The 16,655-nt window shown below is 70.3% G+C and carries 10 protein-coding genes, 1 pseudogene and 5 CRISPR repeat arrays; of the genes and pseudogenes, 3 read left to right on the top strand and 8 right to left on the bottom strand.

The window, feature by feature from the left end; all coding sequences use genetic code 11:
- Positions 1–647 precede the first annotated feature (647 nt).
- A CRISPR array of direct repeats spans positions 648–920; the repeat unit is 28 nt.
- Positions 921–1,924: 1,004 nt separating this feature from the next.
- Positions 1,925–2,258: a CRISPR direct-repeat array (repeat unit 28 nt; unit sequence GAGCTATCCCCGCGAGCGCGGGACCGAC).
- A 1,135-nt stretch (positions 2,259–3,393) separates the two neighbouring features.
- Positions 3,394–3,666: a CRISPR direct-repeat array (repeat unit 28 nt).
- Between the two features lie 342 nt (positions 3,667–4,008).
- The 5 genes and pseudogenes from ACZ3YL_RS38265 to ACZ3YL_RS38285 form a co-directional block, all read right to left on the bottom strand.
- A pseudogene (locus ACZ3YL_RS38265) lies at positions 4,009–4,269 on the bottom strand (ATP-binding protein); the annotation flags it as partial.
- A 126-nt stretch (positions 4,270–4,395) separates the two neighbouring features.
- Positions 4,396–4,923 (bottom strand): hypothetical protein, encoded by a 528-nt coding sequence (locus ACZ3YL_RS38270; protein ID WP_465662143.1) that lies wholly within the window; start codon positions 4,921–4,923, stop codon positions 4,396–4,398.
- Between the two features lie 48 nt (positions 4,924–4,971).
- Positions 4,972–5,961, bottom strand: a complete 990-nt coding sequence (locus ACZ3YL_RS38275) for a tyrosine-type recombinase/integrase (protein WP_465662145.1) — start codon at positions 5,959–5,961, stop codon at positions 4,972–4,974.
- Entirely contained in the window at positions 5,958–6,887 is a 930-nt protein-coding gene (locus ACZ3YL_RS38280; protein ID WP_465662147.1) for a tyrosine-type recombinase/integrase, read from the bottom strand. Before ACZ3YL_RS38280 ends, ACZ3YL_RS38275 begins: the two co-directional genes overlap by 4 nt.
- The gene (locus ACZ3YL_RS38285; RefSeq protein ID WP_465662149.1) at positions 6,884–7,984 is read right to left on the bottom strand and encodes a tyrosine-type recombinase/integrase; all 1,101 of its coding nucleotides are present in this window, start codon (positions 7,982–7,984) and stop codon (positions 6,884–6,886) included. The genes ACZ3YL_RS38280 and ACZ3YL_RS38285 overlap by 4 nt, the downstream gene beginning before the upstream one ends.
- A 279-nt stretch (positions 7,985–8,263) precedes the next feature.
- On the opposite strand from ACZ3YL_RS38285, the gene ACZ3YL_RS38290 reads away from it, so the two are divergent.
- Positions 8,264–8,524 carry an ATP-binding protein gene (locus tag ACZ3YL_RS38290; protein WP_465662151.1) on the top strand — a complete coding sequence of 87 codons (261 nt, stop codon included), beginning with the start codon at positions 8,264–8,266 and terminating at the stop codon, positions 8,522–8,524.
- A 539-nt stretch (positions 8,525–9,063) separates the two neighbouring features.
- On the opposite strand, the gene ACZ3YL_RS38295 is transcribed toward ACZ3YL_RS38290, so the two are convergent.
- Both ACZ3YL_RS38295 and ACZ3YL_RS38300 read right to left on the bottom strand, forming a co-directional pair.
- Positions 9,064–9,603 carry a ComF family protein gene (locus tag ACZ3YL_RS38295; protein ID WP_465662153.1) on the bottom strand — a complete coding sequence of 180 codons (540 nt, stop codon included), beginning with the start codon at positions 9,601–9,603 and terminating at the stop codon, positions 9,064–9,066.
- A 224-nt stretch (positions 9,604–9,827) separates the two neighbouring features.
- Positions 9,828–10,820 (bottom strand): DNA-processing protein DprA, encoded by a 993-nt coding sequence (locus tag ACZ3YL_RS38300; protein WP_465662155.1) that lies wholly within the window; start codon positions 10,818–10,820, stop codon positions 9,828–9,830.
- A 915-nt stretch (positions 10,821–11,735) separates the two neighbouring features.
- A CRISPR array of direct repeats spans positions 11,736–12,435; the repeat unit is 29 nt; unit sequence GGAGCCATCCCCGCGCATGCGGGGCCGAC.
- Positions 12,436–13,098: 663 nt separating this feature from the next.
- Here ACZ3YL_RS38300 and ACZ3YL_RS38305 point away from each other — a divergent pair.
- Entirely contained in the window at positions 13,099–13,908 is an 810-nt protein-coding gene (locus ACZ3YL_RS38305; RefSeq protein WP_465662157.1) for an alpha/beta hydrolase, read from the top strand.
- Here ACZ3YL_RS38305 and ACZ3YL_RS38310 read toward each other — a convergent pair.
- A complete protein-coding gene (locus ACZ3YL_RS38310) occupies positions 13,905–14,210 on the bottom strand; it encodes a hypothetical protein (RefSeq protein ID WP_465662159.1) in 306 nt (101 codons plus the stop codon). The genes ACZ3YL_RS38305 and ACZ3YL_RS38310 overlap by 4 nt on opposite strands.
- Positions 14,211–14,367: 157 nt before the next feature.
- On the opposite strand from ACZ3YL_RS38310, the gene ACZ3YL_RS38315 reads away from it, so the two are divergent.
- Positions 14,368–14,892 (top strand): SMI1/KNR4 family protein, encoded by a 525-nt coding sequence (locus ACZ3YL_RS38315; RefSeq protein ID WP_465662161.1) that lies wholly within the window; start codon positions 14,368–14,370, stop codon positions 14,890–14,892.
- Positions 14,893–15,021: 129 nt separating this feature from the next.
- Positions 15,022–15,601: a CRISPR direct-repeat array (repeat unit 28 nt; unit sequence GAGCTATCCCCGCGAGCGCGGGACCGAC).
- The last annotated feature ends 1,054 nt before the right edge of the window (positions 15,602–16,655 follow it).

Genomic DNA, 16,655 nt, shown 5'->3' on the forward strand with positions numbered 1-16,655 from the left:
TGGTAGCCGACAAGAGCTATCCCCGCGAGCGCGGGGCCGACGCGGTACCCCCGTGACCACCCTGCCGGGTGTAGGAGCAACCCCCGCGAGCGCGAGGCCGATGCAGAGCTCGGCCTCCCTGACTCGCCTGACGCGGAGCCATCCCCGCGAGCGCGGGGCCGACAATTCGTCCCGCTGTTCTGCCTGTCGCTCTGTGGAGCTATCCCCGCGAGCGCGGGCCGACCCGGTGCTCGAGTACGAAGAGGACCAGGTCGTGGAGCTATCCCCGCGCGTGCGGGGCCGACCGAGGCCGGCCACACCGGCATCCCGTTGTTCCGGAGCTATCCCCGCGCGTGCGGGGCCGACCCGCCGCCGCCATCGCGTCGGTCTACGACCTGAGAGCTATCCCCGCGCGTGCGGGGCCGACGTCGAGGACTGCGCGGACCGCCTGGCCTACCTGGAGCTATCCCCGCGCGTGCGGGGCCGACCTCGTCCACGACCATGACGTCGCCCTGGTCCCGGAGCTATCCCCGCGCGTGCGGGGCCGACACTTCCTGACCAGCAGTGATTCGCTCAGGGTACGCCCATCCCATTCAGTACGAATCCAAGGCTCTGCGAGTGCGGGACCGATGGCGGCCGGACGAGTCTCGGCCAGCGCATCACCGACCGAGCCATCCCCGCGCGTGCGGGGCCTACGGCCGGCTGGCGGTGTGCTCGGCCTCGATGCGGGAGCCATCCCCGCGCATGCGGGGCCGACAAGAGGGCGCCGCGGATGAGCTTGTCGGTCCCGGAGCCATCCCCGCGCATGCGGGGCCGACGGGCCATCATGTCCTCCCTGCGGAAGATCGTGGGAGCCATCCCCGCGCATGCGGGGCCGACGGGTTCCGACAGCGCCCCTCACGCCAGAGGAGGGAGCCATCCCCGCGAGCGCGGGGCCGACTCGTGGTCGAACTTCGTCAGCCTCTACGGCGGGGAGCTACCCCCGCGAGCACGGGCTGACCGGCGGGATCCTGACCGCTTCGGTGGTCTCGGAGTTATCCCCGCGCGTGCGGGGCCGACGAGGATCATGCGGGCGACCTTGCGGGCGGCGCGGAGCTATCCCCGCGCGTGCGGGGCCGACACGGCCCGGCCCGGGTAGCCGGGGCAGCGGTAGGAGCTATCCCCGCGCGTGCGGGGCCGACCGAGGGGCGTACCCGAGGTCGGCCAGTCGGCTCGAGCTATCCCCGCGCGTGCGGGGCCGACTGGTGAGGGGCCGTCCCGACCGCCCACTGTCGAGAGCTATCCCCGCGCGTGCGGGGCCGACGATCGGGCTCACCACCAACGCGCCGGATGCGGAGAGCTATCCCCGCGAGCGCGGGACCGACCTCCGCGTACCGATTCGCGGTCGGTGGTCAGGAGCTATCCCTGCGTGTGCGGGGCCGACAACCAGCTCTCCGCCTGGTGGTACAACCTGCCGGAGCTATCCCCGCGAGCGCGGGCCCGACTGCGCGCGGGTGAGGGTCCGCTCGGCCCGACGGGAGCTATCCCCGCGTGTGCGGGGCCGACGCCAGGCGACCGGCCCGGGTCTACAGCAGCTTGGAGCTGTCCCCGCGCCTGCGGGGCCGACCAGGACATGGAGGCGCTGCTCGCCGCCGCCGGGGAGCAATCCCCGCGCCTGCGGGGCCGACGCCGGGGCCATCGGGGATGGGGATGGAGAGGTAGAGCAATCCCCGCGAGCGCGGGACCGACTGGTCGTCGATCCACTGGAGGACGAAGACGCCGGAGCTATCCCCGCGAGCGCGGGACCGACGAGGCCTCCGACATCGCCCAGTGGCAGCAGATGGAGCTATCCCCGCGAGCGCGGGACCGACGTCCCGAAGATCCTGCGGGTTCACTCCAAACCCGTTGCCGACACCGCGAGCGCGGGACCGACGAGCAGGCCGGCCTCGCCGAGGTCGACCCGAAGGAGCTATCCCCGCGAGCGCGGGACCGACATGATGCCCCCGATGAGCAGCGTCGAGAACGGCGAGCTATCCCCGCGAGCGCGGGACCGACCTCGCCGCGCTCGCCAAGCTCGGCCCGGAGGAAGAGCTATCCCCGCGAGCGCGGGACCGACGAACGGCTTGAGGTAGCGCATGAACGTTTCCCCGAGCTATCCCCGCGAGCGCGGGACCGACGGCCGGCGAGTCGTGGAGTGCCCACAGCAGCGGGAGCTATCCCCGCGAGCGCGGGACCGACGGCGAGCTCCTGGGCGACGTCGGCGCGGTGCCGGAGCTATCCCCGCGAGCGCGGGACCGACACTTCCTGACCAGCAGTGATTCGCCCCAGCGTAGCCCGTCCCATTCAGTACGAATCCAAAGCCCCGCGTCTGCGGGGCCAACGGAGACGGCGTGCGCGCCATCCTCATGAAGGACGAGCAACCCCCGCGAGCGCGGGACGGACGAGGTCGGCTTGAACAGCAGGATCTCGTGCAGGGAGCTATTCCCGCGAACGCGGGGCTGACCCGCTGACGGGCAGGCAGTCGCAGGGCTTGGTCGAGCTATCCCCGCGAGCGCGGGGCCGACGGCATCCCAAGCCGCTCGACCTCGGTGAACATCGAGCAACCCCCGCGAGCGCGGGGCCGACCTCGCCAAGGTGGAGGCCTATCTGCCAGTCGAGGAGCGACGCCCGCGAACGCGGGGCCGACACAGCGACCAAAGCGACCGAACTCCGGCAGGGGGAGCCGACCCCCGCGAGCGTGGGACCGACGGCACGTACCCATTGTCGGGAAGCGCACCGTGGGAGCAACCCCCGCGAACGCGAGGCCGACTGGAACGGCGTGGTGCAGGACTTCTCGTAAGCAACCCCCGCGAGCACGGGGCCGACTACGCCAACATCGACTGCGGGATCTCGACCGTGGAGCAACCCCCGCGAGCGCGGGGCCAATTACCCGTTCGCCTGCTCGCCCTGCATCATGTTCGAGTAACCCCCGCGAGCACGGGACCGACTTCTGGCCAGCGGTGCCGCTGGCCGTGTACTGGGAGCAACCCCCGCGAGTGCGGGGCCGACTGGTCGAGGCCGGTGTCCTTCTCGACCACTCCGGAGCAACCCCCGCGAGCGCGGGGCCGACATCTTCGACATGGAGCCGGCGAGGGCCAGCCCCGCGCATGCGGGGCGACCGACCGACGTCTATTCGACGGCGCCGACCACCCGAGCTATACCCGCGAGCGCGGGGCCGACGCGGCCCACTGGAGCTGCTGCTCCTGGACCACGGAGCCATCCCCGCGAGCGCGGGACCGACGAGCTGCGCGAGGGCGCCGAGCACATCGGCGAGGAGCCATCCCCCCGAGCGCGGGGCCGACGGAACCGAGGGACTGGGTGAGATCCAGCATCGGGAACCATCCCCGCGCATGCGGGGCCGACCGGCCAGCGCGACGCGGTGTCGGACCCTCATGAGAGCTATCCCCGCGCATGCGGGGCCGACCTGCCGCGCCGGCTCGGCCCCGCCGGTCTGGCCGAGCTATCCCCGCGCATGCGGGGCCGACGACTTGGCAGAGTTGCAGACCCAGTACGGCGAGGAGCTATCCCCGCGCATGCGGGGCCGACTCTACTCGAAAAGGAACACGACCATGGAGCACGGAGCTATCCCCGCGCATGCGGGGCCGACTTGTACGCGAAGTCGTGCAGGTGGGTGTGGGCGGAGCTATCCCCGCGCATGCGGGGCCGACACTTCCTGACCTGCTGTGATTCGCTCAGAGTACGCCCATCCCATTCAGTACGAATGCAAGCCCCCCAAGGTGCGGGGCCGACACCGAGCAGTGGGCCGAGGCGTTGCTGCTGGCGGAGCCATCCCCGCGAGCGCGGGACCGACGACAAGGCCGACGCCGAAGCGGCCGTCGCCGGGGAGCTATCCCCGCGAGCGCGGGACCGACGCCGGGGCCGCCTTCGCGTTCTGCTTCTCCGATGTGTCAACGGCCATTGAGATGCCCAGGTGGGCGGCCGTCCGGTGTCCGGGCTGGTGGCCATCAGAAATCCATGCCTGTGGCCAGTGGTGTTCCTGGGGGTGGGGGGTCAGGTCAAGGGGACCACTCCCTTGCCGGCGAGGGCCTCGGCGAGGCGGTGTGAGTCGCCGGTGGTGGTGACGAGGTGGGCGTGGTGCATGAGTCGGTCGGTGCTGGCTCCGGCGAGCGTCTTGGGCATGATCGTGTCGAAGCCTGAGGGATGGATGTTGCTGGTCACCGCGATCGAGCGGCGTTCGTAGGCGGCGTCGATGATGCGGTAGAACGCCTCGGCGGAGTCCTCGCCGACGGGCAGCAGGCCGATGTCGTCGATCTATGCCGACATCGGCATAGATCGACCTATGCAGAGACCGCGACTATGCCGAGAAGGCTGTTGGCAAGCCTGATCGTGGGCTGTGCGGCGGGCTGTTCTGCTCGGCATAGTCGACGGCGGGAGGATCTATCCTGCCCAGGGATTCGGGCCCTGCTTGAGGACGAAGAGCCCGCATGACTGGTCGGTCGGCCAGAGGTCGATCCGATAGAGGAAGTGATCGCCGGGCCCACCGTTGGTGTCGACGGCCGGTGGGTCAGACGGGATGTAGGAGACCCGGGCTCGCAACAGCCCAGCGGGAACGGTCATGCTCGGCCCGTCCTCCGGGTGGACTCCCGGGCTGGACACGGCGAGTTGGCCAGTTGGGGCAGCCAGGTCCACCTCCACGATGTGTTCAGCCGCCGACTCGATCATTGGCGCGGACGTGTGGACGGTGATCAGCGATTCGACCATGTCATCCCGTGCGGTGCCGACGGAGATCGAGTGCGGTTCCACTCCGATGCGGTGAACGTGTACCGCTTCGTCGGTCCAGCCAGCCGGCGGTAGGTCCGGGTCCATCGCGTGCTCGGCCATCCACGCGTCATAGGGCTCAAGGTCTTGGACATAGAACTGCCCGTGATCGGCATCGATCAGGAACTTCAACGAATCATCAGCCACCGCCGCAGGCTATCGAAGCGGACTGTCACCCCCGGCTCCGCTCACGACTCACAGACGGTCGAGGAACGCAAGGACCTTGTCGGTGGGCTGGTAGCGGCCGGGGCGGGCGGTGACCGGTGCAGTCAAGGAGAGCGCCCTCTCCTTGATGGTCATGTCGGCGTGGACGTAGGCGTCGGTGGAGCGGACGCCGGCGTGGCCGAGCCAGAGCGCGATCACCGTGGTGTCGACACCGGCCTGGAGCAGGGACATCGCGCAACTGTGGCGGAGGACGTGCGGATGGACGCGCTTGTCGAGGAGGGTCGGGCAGGCTTCGCCAGCGACTCGGACGTGGATGGCCAGGCGCTGGGCGACGGCGTCGCGGGTGAGACGCCGCCCGGTTCGGATGCAGAACAGGGGTTCACCGCGCTTTCCGGAGCGTTCACCGAGCCAGGCCCGCAGCAGGTCCTGGATGCTTCGGTCCAGTGGGACGGCGCGGTGCTTGCGGCCCTTGCCCTCGCAGCGGACGGACGCGCCGTCGCCGAAGGTGACATCGTCGCAGTCCAGGCTCGTGAGTTCCGAGACCCGCAGGCCGGTCTGGACCGCCAGGGCCAGCATTGCCCTGTCCCGCCGGCCCTCCCAGCGCCGGGGATCCGGCGCCGCCAACAGGGCGTCGACCTCGGCGGCCGTCAGAAAGGTCACGCTCCTCTTGTCGAACCGCTTGGGCGGGATGTTCAGGACGCGTTGGATCAGGAGGGCGTGCTCGGGGTGCTGCAGGGCCGCGTAGGAGAAGAGGGAGCGGATCGCGGTCAGCCGGACGTTCCGGGTGCGGGCGCTGTTGCCGCGTTCGTCCTCCAGGTAGTTGAGGAAGGCGGAGACGGCGTCGGCGTCCAGGTCGGTCCAGTCCAGCTTCTCCGGGGCGGTGCCGGTGCGCTGGTGAACGAAGCCGAGGAGGAGTCGGAGCGCGTCGCGGTAGGCGGCGACGGTGCGCGGGCTCACCTGGCGTTGGAGGACCAGCCGGTCCGTGAAGAACGACTGGAGGGTGGGAGCGATCGAGGTCATGGCCGTGCCGCCTTTCCGATGCCCTGGCGGCGGGCGGCCGCCAGGGCCAGCAGTTCCGGTGCCGCAGAGAGGTACCAGTAGGTCGAGGACGGTTCCCGGTGCCCGAGGTAGGTGGACAGCGACGGGATCCTCGCCTGGACGTCGACGCCGGTGCGATACCAGGTCAGCAGGGTCCGGACGGCGAAGGTGTGGCGGAGGTCGTGCAGCCGGGGTGGGTTGGGGGCAGCGGTCCCGACGCTGGACCCGGTCACCATCTGCCGGAACGTGGGGGCGACGACGGCGTAGATCAGGCGCCGCCGGGTGCGCGAGACGAAGAACGACGGATCCGTTGGACGTGGCGTGACCTGGTCGCGGAGGTTGTCGTAGGCGCGGAGCGCGTCAACGCTGCTGGCGTCCAGGGGGACCAGGCGGGACTTGCCGAACTTGGTCTCCCTGATCCGCAGCACGCCCTCGGCCCAGTCGATGTCGTCGTGGTCGAGCTTGATCGCCTCCCCGACCCGCAGTCCGGTGGCGGCGAGCAACCCGACCAGGGTGCGGTAGGTGGCCGCGCGCAACGGCGGGCCGAGCCTGTCGGCCTGCCCCATCACCGCGGTGACGTCGGCGTCGGAGTAGATGAACGGCTGCCGCCAGCGCTGCCGGTGCGGCAGCAGGCCCAGCGGCGGGATCTCGGTGGCCGGGTCGATGCCGCTGAGATAGCGGGCGAAGCCGCGGACCGCGGTGATCCGGCGCGGGCTCACGGTCGTCACCACCTCGCCTTCCCGCGCCCGGACCCAGGCCAGCGCGGCGGCGACGGTCACCGTGGTCTGCCCGCGCTCGTCCAGGAAGGCGACGAAGTCCGGCAGCAGCCAGGCCGCCTCGGCCAGCTTGTGCCCGAGCGACCGGCGGAGCCGCAGGTAGTCGTCCAGGGCCTGCCGCAGTCCGGTCATGCCGCCTCCGTCCCGGGCCAGGGGCGGGCGACCGCGCGGAGCGCGGTGAAGTCGACCTTCGCGTAGAGCGCGGTCGTGGCCAGGTCCTGGTGCCGAAGGACCTGGCTGATCGCCGTCAGCCCTGAGCCCTGCCGCAGCATCTCCCCGGCCAGAGCGTGCCGGAGCCGGTGCGGGCCCACCGTCGGCAAGCCGGCCCGTTTGCAGGCCCGTTCCACCACGTCGCCCACCAGGTCGGCTCGGATCGGCCCGCGCGGCGCCCGGTCCGTGACGAACAGGCGGCGGGTGCTGACCTGGGGACGGGCTTCGGACAGGTAGGCGACCAGGGCCTCGCCGACATCGACCGGCAGCGGGAGCCGGTCCTCCCGCCGCCCCTTGCCGCGGATCGCGATCTCCCCGGACCGCCAGTCCACGTCCTCCAGTCGCAGCCGCGACACCTCGACCGAGCGCAGGCCCAGTCGGGCCAGCAGCGTCAGGATGGCGTAGTCGCGGACCCCGACACCACCCGCACACGGACAGCAGTCCAGGAGCCGCTGGACATCGGCCGCGGACATCGTCGGCGGGACCGCCGCCAGACGCCAGCCGCCGACCGGCGGCACGGACGCGCCGAGCTTCATCGGGATCAGCCCCCGCAGGTGAAGGAACCGCATCAGCGACCGCAGTTCGGCGACCTTCCCCTTCGCCGAGCCGGCCGAGACCCGCGCGCACTCCCGCAGCAGGAACGCGTTCAGGTCCGCACCGCTCAACCCGGCCGGGGAGAACACCCCGCCCGGCATCGCCTGCTCGGCCAGGAAGCGACGGGCGGTGTTCGCGTAACGCAGCACCGTGGTCGGTGACAGCCCGCGCTCACCGGTCATCCAGTCGCGAAACTCCTCCAAGACGCCGTCCAGCGGCGACACCTCGGCCTTGGGCGGCGGGACGAGCCCGGCCTCTCGCAGGTACGCGAGCAGGGGCCGCATCCCACGCGGTCCCGGGAGCCGGCGGCGGCCTGCCCGCCGCTGGTCGGACAGGAACCGCTCCACGGTCTCCTCGCCGAGATCGGCGATCCCAAGCCCCAGCCGGGACAACCACATCCCGACCTGGCCCAGGTCCTTGAGCATGTTCCGGACCGTCAGCTCGGTGTATCCCCTCGCCGCCAACCAAGACCTGTAGCCCTCGACCTGCGGCCCGAGAGCACCGGCCTTCCTACGTGTGCCCGCCATCGCGACCCCCTTCCCGCAAGGCACCCTGCCCCGCGGTCAGGTGCTGCCCACCCCCGGCACTATGCAGAGACCCGAAGGCCCCGATTCACACGAACGAGGGCGAGTCGCGGCAGTCCTCGGCATAGTCGCGGTCTCGGCATAGGTCGATCTATGCCGACATCGGCATAGATCGACGAGGTGGGGTATATCCCGTTTGAGGCCGAGGCGGCGAACCTGTTCTTCCAGCTGATCTCGAACAGATACGAACGGGCGAGCGTGATCGTCACCTCGAACAAGCCCTTCGGACGCTGGGGAGAGACATTCGGCGACGAGACCGTCGCCGCCGCGATGATCGACCGACTCGTCCACCACGCCGAGGTCCACTCCCTCAAGGGCGAGTCCTACCGCATGCGGGGCCGCGAACTCGGCCGCGTCCCCACCGCCGCCGACAACGACTGAGCCAGCGAGAGCGCACGATGGCCAACGATTGAACCGTTGAGACCGGCCTCAAATTGGGCCGTTGCCGACACGGCGGTGGGTCCGGAGCAATCCCCGCGCCTGCGGGGCCGACCGGTCGTCGAGGGAGACGACGGCGGTGGGTCCGGAGCAATCCCCGCGCCTGCGGGGCCGACCTCAAACTGCCGTCGTTGCCCTGGGACATGGCGGAGCAATCCCCGCGCCTGCGGGGCCGACACTTCCTGACCAGCAGTGATTCGCCTCAGAGTACGCCCATCTCACGAATCCAGAGCCCCCGAGCTAGGGGTCAACCGCCTCGGAGCCAGCGCCCTTGGAAGAGCAGCGCTCCCCGCCTCGCCCAGGTCGAGCACGGAGCAACCCCCGCGGGCGCAGGGCCGACCCTGGCTGCAGGTCGGCTTTCCTGGCCTCGCCGGAGCGATTCCCACGAACGCGGGGCCGACGCGGCGCACGACTCACCACAGTCGGATGGCCTGGAGCAACCCCTGCGCGTGCAAGGTCGACGGAGAAGAGAGCGCCTGTGCTCACGTGCTTGGTGGCGGTCGGAAGGGGGCGCGTGCGAGAACGAGGCCGCGGACTTCCTCGGCTCCGCAGTTGTTCTTGAGGTATCGGGCGACGGTGTGGAACTGTGCCCCGGTGGTGAAAACGTCGTCGATTAAAAGGACCCGTTTTCCTTTCACGTCGCCGCGGAGTTCGAGGGCATCAGCGTGTTCGCGTGCCGCGGTCATTTTCGCCTGCCAGCCGTAGCCAGCGGATCTGGCGGTCGGGTGGCTTTTCACCAGGACCGGTTGGCTGGGGTCGTCCGGGTCGCCTAGCGGCCAGCGAGCTAGGGGGTCTTCCGCACGGGCGGCCTTCATTATGGTCTCGATGTGCTGGACGGGCTGTCGGCCGGGAGCGCTGGGATTGGCGAGGATGACACTGATGTCGGCGACCTCGTGAGCGTGCTGCTCCAGCCATCCGACGATGAGCCGGCCGAAGATCAGGGCCCATCCGGTCTTACCGTCGTATTTCAGAGCGGCGAGGCTGGTTCGGAGGTGGTCGGTGTGGAGTGCTACAGCGTTCACCCGAGAGAAAGCACGTAAGTCGGGCGGCCAGCCACAGATAATGTTTCCGCACCGGGCGTCCGGTTCGGAAAGCGACTGACTGCAGGTGAGGCAGTGCGCGTCCGCGATGGGTTTGATCGTTTTGGCCGCGCACGCGGCACATACCGTCGCGGTGCCGACGATCCGGTAGGCGCACTCGCGGCACCTGGGGAATCCGAGGGGCTCAGGAAGATCGGAGATGTGAGTCACAGGCCGGCCAGCGCGAGCTGGAGCCTCTGCTGTCCGGTCCTCTGTGCTCGTCGAGCGGTGGCGAGCCGGCGCAGGATGTCATCCAGTTCCGTCACTTCAACCGCTCTTCCGTCGGCGATCATCTTGGCTGCCCAGGCCTCCTTGGTGGCCAGGGATTTGATGAGAAAGACCTGCTTGCCGTGTTCGGCAGCAATGCGGGCCTGCATCTTTGCCCCGGAGGTGCTGGAGGCTTCGATGACGATGCTTCCCATGGTGGAACCGGAGGTGACCACGTTGCGTCGCGGGAAGGTCCAGGTTGCAGGGGGCGAAGTCGGCCAGAACTGGGACAGAAGTGCCCCACCACTCTGAATGATCTTCTCGGCCAGGGAGCGGTTCTCGGCCGGGTAGACCTTCGCCGCAATACCGGTTCCCATCACGGCGACTGTGCGGCCGCCGGTGTCCAGAGTCGCGGTGTGAGCGGCTGTGTCCACTCCCTTGGCCAGGCCCGAGTACACGACGACATCGTGCTGTACCAGCTCACGTGCCATGCGGGCCGCACGACGAAGTCCGTCGTCAGTGGCGCTTCGAGTGCCCACGACCGCGACCGAGCGGGCGTCGTCGGCCGAAAGCTTCCCCTTGTAGAAGAGGAACGGAGGGAGGTTGGGAACAAGTCTCAGATTGGCGGGGTACGCGCTGTCGAGGACGGTCACGACCCGGGCGTCTGCCGCCGCCGCGGCCTTCAACTCCATCTCGACCCGTGCACGGGCGTCGTGGAGGTCCGACAAGGCTGACCGCAGGACGAGCAGGCTCTTACGCGCTACAGCAGAGTCCTCGGGGATGTCCCCGGCCAGCAGTGCTTGAACTCCGGCTGGCGTCTGGCAGGTCCGTGCGACCAGGCTCCAGTCGACCGAGGACTTGTCCGCGCGCAGGGCGCACAGTGCCAGGAGTCCCAGATGATCACTTCCGAGATCCTCTGGAGAAAACCCCTGGTCAGAGCTATCGGTTGGCATTGCTGTCTTCCTTCTACTAGTGGCCCAGTTGTTCGAAGGACTGGTGCGTGGGGCGCAGCGGGCCGACGTTCATCATTCCCTATGGGCGTTGGCCTGCGCGAGTTACTGGGCGTGGTCCGTTGTCCTTGTGCTCACACGGTGACCTGGTGCCTTGGGCGCCGCCGAGGTGGCGCTGTCTCTTCGGGAGTAAAGACCACGAACGTGGCGTTCCGGGGGATGGTGTCGCTCACGGAGCAACCCGCGCGACTGCGGGGCTGACCTTGCGGCCCTTGACCAGGGTCCGCACAACGCCGGAGCCATTCCCGCGAGCGCGGGACCGACCCCTCCCGCCACTGCCGGGAGTCGTGGCCGATGGAGCTATCCCCGCGAGCGCGGGGTCGACTCGGGGCCGAGGACTGCGGCTTCGGGGGAGCAACCCCTGCGAGCGCGGGGCCGACCGCTCAGTCGCCTGGACCATCCGGGTAGGCCGGGAGCTATCCCCGCGAGCGCGGGGCCGGCCCAGCAGCTCCGCGCGGTGGGCGTGGGCGGCGGGGAGCCATCCCCGCGAGCGCGGGGCCGACGCCCGCCACGACCGCACCTCGGCGGAGTGGACGGAGCTATCCCCGCGAGCGCGGGACCGACACTTCCTGACCAGCAGTGATTCCCCCCAGCGTAGCCGTCCCATTCAGTACGAATCCAGAGCCCCGCGTCTGCGGGGCGAACGGAGACGGCGTGCGCGCCATCCTCATGAAGACGAGCAACCCCCGCGAGCGCGGGGCCGACGACATCCGGGGGTGGCTGGCTCAGGGCTACTGGGAGCCATCCCCGCGTGCGCGGGGCCGACGCTGCATCATGTCGACCTTCCCTATTGCCTAGGGAGCTATCCCCGCGAGCGCGGGCCGACTTAAAGGGGAGGGAGGAAGCTCCGACTCCCGGAGAGCTATCCCCGCGCATGCGGGGCCGACCCTCGGGGGCGCAATCCCCGGGGCCGTTCTTTGGAGCCATCCCCGCGCATGCGGGGCCGACCTTCACCGCCGGTAGCTTCGCGCCTTCGGCGAGGAGCCATCCCCGCGCATGCGGGGCCGACCTGCTGCGGTGGGTGACCGGGATCAGCTCGGTGGAGCCATCCCCGCGCATGCGGGGCCGACATCACGGCCGGCGACGGCGGGGCCGTCTGCCAGGAGCCATCCCCGCGCATGCGGGGCCGACCGATCCACAGGAAGTCCCCGCAGGCGTTGTCAGGAGCCATCCCCGCGCATGCGGGGCCGACGCGGCTTCGGCGGGGGCGGGCGACGCGGGCGCAGAGCCATCCCCGCGCATGCGGGGCCGACACCCGCGCGTTCTTGTAGCCCATCATTCCGAGGGAGCCATCCCCGCGCATGCGGGGCCGACCGTGCAACGGTCGGTTGCTGGCGACATGGACTGGAGCCATCCCCGCGCATGCGGGGCCGACTCACCTGCGGCGGCCCGGGGAGCGCCCCGAGTAGAGCCATCCCCGCGCATGCGGGGCCGACGCGGCGGTCAGCCTCCAGGCTGACGGATGGCAGGAGCCATCCCCGCGCATGCGGGGCCGACTTCCTCGACATCCACGTCGTCCAGAGCGTCCCGGAGCCATCCCCGCGCATGCGGGGCCGACACTTCCTGACCAGCAGTGCTCGCCTCAGAGTACGCCCATCCCATTCAGTGCGAATTAGCCCGTGGTGTCGAACGGGGCACCTCCGTGCACGCGGAGTGGACCCCCGACCCCTCGCCCTCGCCGCCGGCCTCATCGTGGCACCTCCGCGTGGGCGGAGCGGACACCGGGCGGACGCCTGCACGTCCCCGCAGTTCCGGGGCACCTCCGCGTGGGCGGACCGGGCACTTTCTGACCTGCGGCGCAGCGGCGCCTTTGTCAGTTCTTGACTGCCCGGAGGAGGCTTGTCGGTTGTGCTGTTTTGGTGTCAAGGAGCGCGTTCATGGTGCCACGTCCGGCGGCCAGCAGCTCCAGTCGGAACTGCCCGGTGCAACCGAGAGACTGGGGCGTGTGTGCGTCGTCGGTTCAGCCTGAGGCGGCCAGGCCGGCAGGCCGCCTCGGGCTGGCGGAGCGGGCGTCAGGTGCGGGGCGGGGTAGGTCTGGCGTAGCGGGTCACCACTGCCGGAGCCGTGGGTTCGGGTACTCGACCGAGGGTGACGGTTCGACGGGGCCGGTCAAGGTTCTGCGCCCGGAGCGTTCGGCTGCTGCCCGCCGAGCCGAACTGCCCGGGTAGGCCGGATCCGGCGAAGGGGAGCAGCCGGTCGCCCGGGTGACTACGATCTGTTCATGGTTGATCACGAGTCGGCGTTTCAGTCCCTGGACGGTACCGCGCTGTTCGGCACGTTGTGTGAGGCCAGGACGCGGGGGCCGGTGGCGGTGCTTGTGCACGGGTCGGGGGTGACTCGGGAGGAGGGCGGGTTCTTCACGCGTCTGGCCGCCGGGTTGGCTGCCTCGGGGGTGACCAGTCTGCGTTTCGACTTGCGGGCTCACGGGGCGAGCGGCGGTCGTGAGTCGGAGTTGACGATCGCCGCGGTGGCCAATGACATCCGGGCTGCCTGCGACCACGTGCGCGAGCGGATCGGCTGGCAGGGGCCGGTGCACGTGATCGCTGCTTCGTTCTCGGGCGGTGCCGCCGCCTTGCACGCGGCCCACCGGCCGAACGATGTCGACAAGCTGGTGCTGTTGAACCCGCGGCTGGACTACAAGGAGCGGTACGTCACCTCCCGGCCGGGCTGGTCGGAGGACTACCTGTCCGGGGACAGGGCGGTGTGGTTGGCGGAGCAGGGTTTCACCGAGAAGTCGCCGTTCGAGCTGAACCGGGCCCTGCTGAACGAGGTGTTCTACCTGGACACTCCGAGCATTCTGGCCGGGGTGCGGGCGCCGGTGCTGATGGTGCACGGCACTGCGGACACCTTCGTGCCGGTGGAGTCCTCCCGTCGGCACCGGCCGATGTTCGGCGGCCGGGTGGAGCTGGTGGAGTTGGAGGGCGCCCAGCACGGCTTCGCCGTCCACGACGACCCGCGGTACCTGCACCCGCAGTCGCAGGCGTGGCAGCGTGAGGTGATCGAGAAGGTGGGCGCCTTCCTCGCCGGTTAGACCACCGTCAGCTCGCCGAGGCGCCGGCGGAACTCGCGTACGGCCGGGCGCCGGGCGTACGGCGCGAGGCCGGCGGCGGTGCGGTGAAGTTCGGCGAGGGCCTGCCCGAAGCGGGCGCCCGCAGCCAGGACGAGGGCTTCCTGCGCGGCGGTGGCGGCTTGGTCCGCTTCGCCAGCCTCGACCAGGGCGCCGGAGGGCTGCGCGGTGAAGAACGCGCGGTCGCGTGGCGCGAGCACTCTGGTGGCGAGGTGCTCGCGGAAGAGGTTGACGGCCCGTTCGCTCTGGCCGGCCTCGCGGGCCAAGGTCTCGGTAGCCGGGGAGCTATCCCCGCGAGCGCGGGACCGACGACCGCCTCCAAGAACTGGGTCAGGGCAGCGAGGAGTTATCCCCGCTGTCCTCTGACAGGCGACCTTGACCGTTTGCCAGGTGACTTTGACCGATCGCTAACCTGTGCGCGTGATGTACACCGATGATCGACAGTTCCCTCCGGCACTCGCCTCTGCGATGGCGGCTCCGTTCGACTACGACGGCGGTGACGGTGTCGACTTCGAGCCCTTCCCCGCCTTCCTGCCCGCCGAGGAGACCACCGGCTGGTTCCGGGCCTGGACCGGCAACAAGGACCTGGACGGCGACGGGTTCCGCATCTTCGGCCAGGACGGCACCGGCGGTTACGCGGCGCTCTGGCTGACCCACCCTGCCCTGGCACTCACCGAGCAGCCGGTCGTGTTCCTCGGATCCGAGGGGGAGACCGCGGTCATCGCGCGCGACCTGGGCGACTTCCTGTGGCTGCTGGCCGACGGCCTCGGACCTTGCGAAGCAGCAGACCCGCACGAGCGCCAGCGTGCAACGCGCCCCAACCCGGAGCTGAGGTCCGTCGCAGAAAGGTTCGCACCAGGGCGAAACCGATCGGCTGCCACGGTGGTCGAGCTGGCCACCCAGGAGTTCCCCGACTTCGACGACACCATCGCGGAACTCTGCGGCTGACCAGGCTTCGGCTATCCACTCGGCAGTCAAACTCACCTGGCAATCGGTCACGGTCGCCAGTCAGAGGACACCCGCGAGCGCGGGACCGACCGGTGATCGAGGATGCCCACCGCGTCGATCAGCGGCGCGGACCTATTCCCGCGAGCGCGGGACCGACGTCGTCGCCTGCTCGGCCGGCAGGTGGTAGCTCGAGCTATCCCCGCGAGCGCGGGACCGACGTCTCCGGCGCGGATGCGAACGCCTCCGGCACGGAGCTATCCCCGCGAGCGCGGGACCGACCTTGCAGCCAGCCCGCGCCTCCGGAGCCGACCAGAGCTATCCCCGCGAGCGCGGGACCGACAGGACGGGGGCGGACCGGCCCGGTCTGTGGCTGGAGCTATCCCCGCGAGCGCGGGACCGACTGCCGCCTCGGCGAGGAGGGCCGGGCCGAACTCGAGCTATCCCCGCGAGCGCGGGACCGACCAACCATCCGACGCGGTGGAACGGGCCCCGACCGGAGCTATCCCCGCGAGCGCGGGACCGACACGAACCCCTCTCGGCCGGTGGGCGCCGAGGCGGAGCTATCCCCGCGAGCGCGGGACCGACCACAACGGCATCTACCGGGAGCTCGCCGAGGAGGAGCTATCCCCGCGAGCGCGGGACCGACGGCGTAGATGGAACAGACCCTGGTCTGAGGCTGGGAGCTATCCCCGCGAGCGCGGGACCGATACTTCCTGACCAGCAGTGATTCGCCCCAGCGTAGCCCGTCCCATTCAGTACGAATCCAAGACTCCGCGAGCGCGGGCTGACAGAGCGCCCCGACTCCGAAGCACCGCAAGCTCGGAGTGACCCCCGCGACCGCGGGGCCGATGAGTCCGCCAGCCCCGCGAGCGCGGGGCCGACAACGGGGCAGACAGCCCGGTGGAGATCCCGCAGGAGCAATCCCCGCGAGCGCGGGGCCGACCAGATGGAGGAGCGCGACGTGCGCCGACGGACGGAGCAATCCCCGCGAGCGCGGGGCCGACTTCCTTGCGCGCTGTGACGGTCGGTCAAGCCCCGAGCAATCCTCGCGAACGCGGGGCTGACCCGCTGACGGGCTGGCAGTCGTTGGGCTTGGTCGAGCTATCCCCGCGCGTGCGGGGCCGATGGCACGTACTCGGCTCCGTGAGGCCTGTAGGCGGAGCTATCCCCGCGAGCGCGGGACCGACTCCAGGTCAGCGGCATGGACACCGTGGACATCAGAGCTATCCCCGCGAGCGCGGGACCGACTGCGGGCCTTGGAGGTGGGGATCGCGGTCGAGAGAGCTATCCCCGCGAGCGCGGGACCGACGACCTACGCCCCCGCAGGCACCGCGGGGGCTTCGAGCTATCCCCGCGAGCGCGGGACCGACGACCTCCGGCCAGGTGGCCGAGCGCCTGGGCGGGAGCTATCCCCGCGAGCGCGGGACCGACAAGCTGTCCGACCGCGACGACCACAGCCGCCAGGAGCTATCCCCGCGAGCGCGGGACCGACGTCTGCGTGGCCGGCCTCGGCTTCTTCATCTGGGAGCTATCCCCGCGAGCGCGGGACCGACACTTCCTGACCAGCGGTGATTGGCGTCAGGAGGCACTGGTTGATTCAGTTCGATCAGTAGGCAGCCCGGAGGGATTTGATGCAACGCCTTCATCTCCCCTCGTTCCGGGGTGACTTGATGCTCCTATGGGCTGTCAAGCGGTGGTGAGCCAGTCGCGGTAGGCGTTGGCGAGGTCGTCGTCTCGGCGGATTCCGCGTTCGAGGGTGGAGA

This window comes from Kitasatospora sp. NPDC023176 (genome assembly GCF_055560495.1).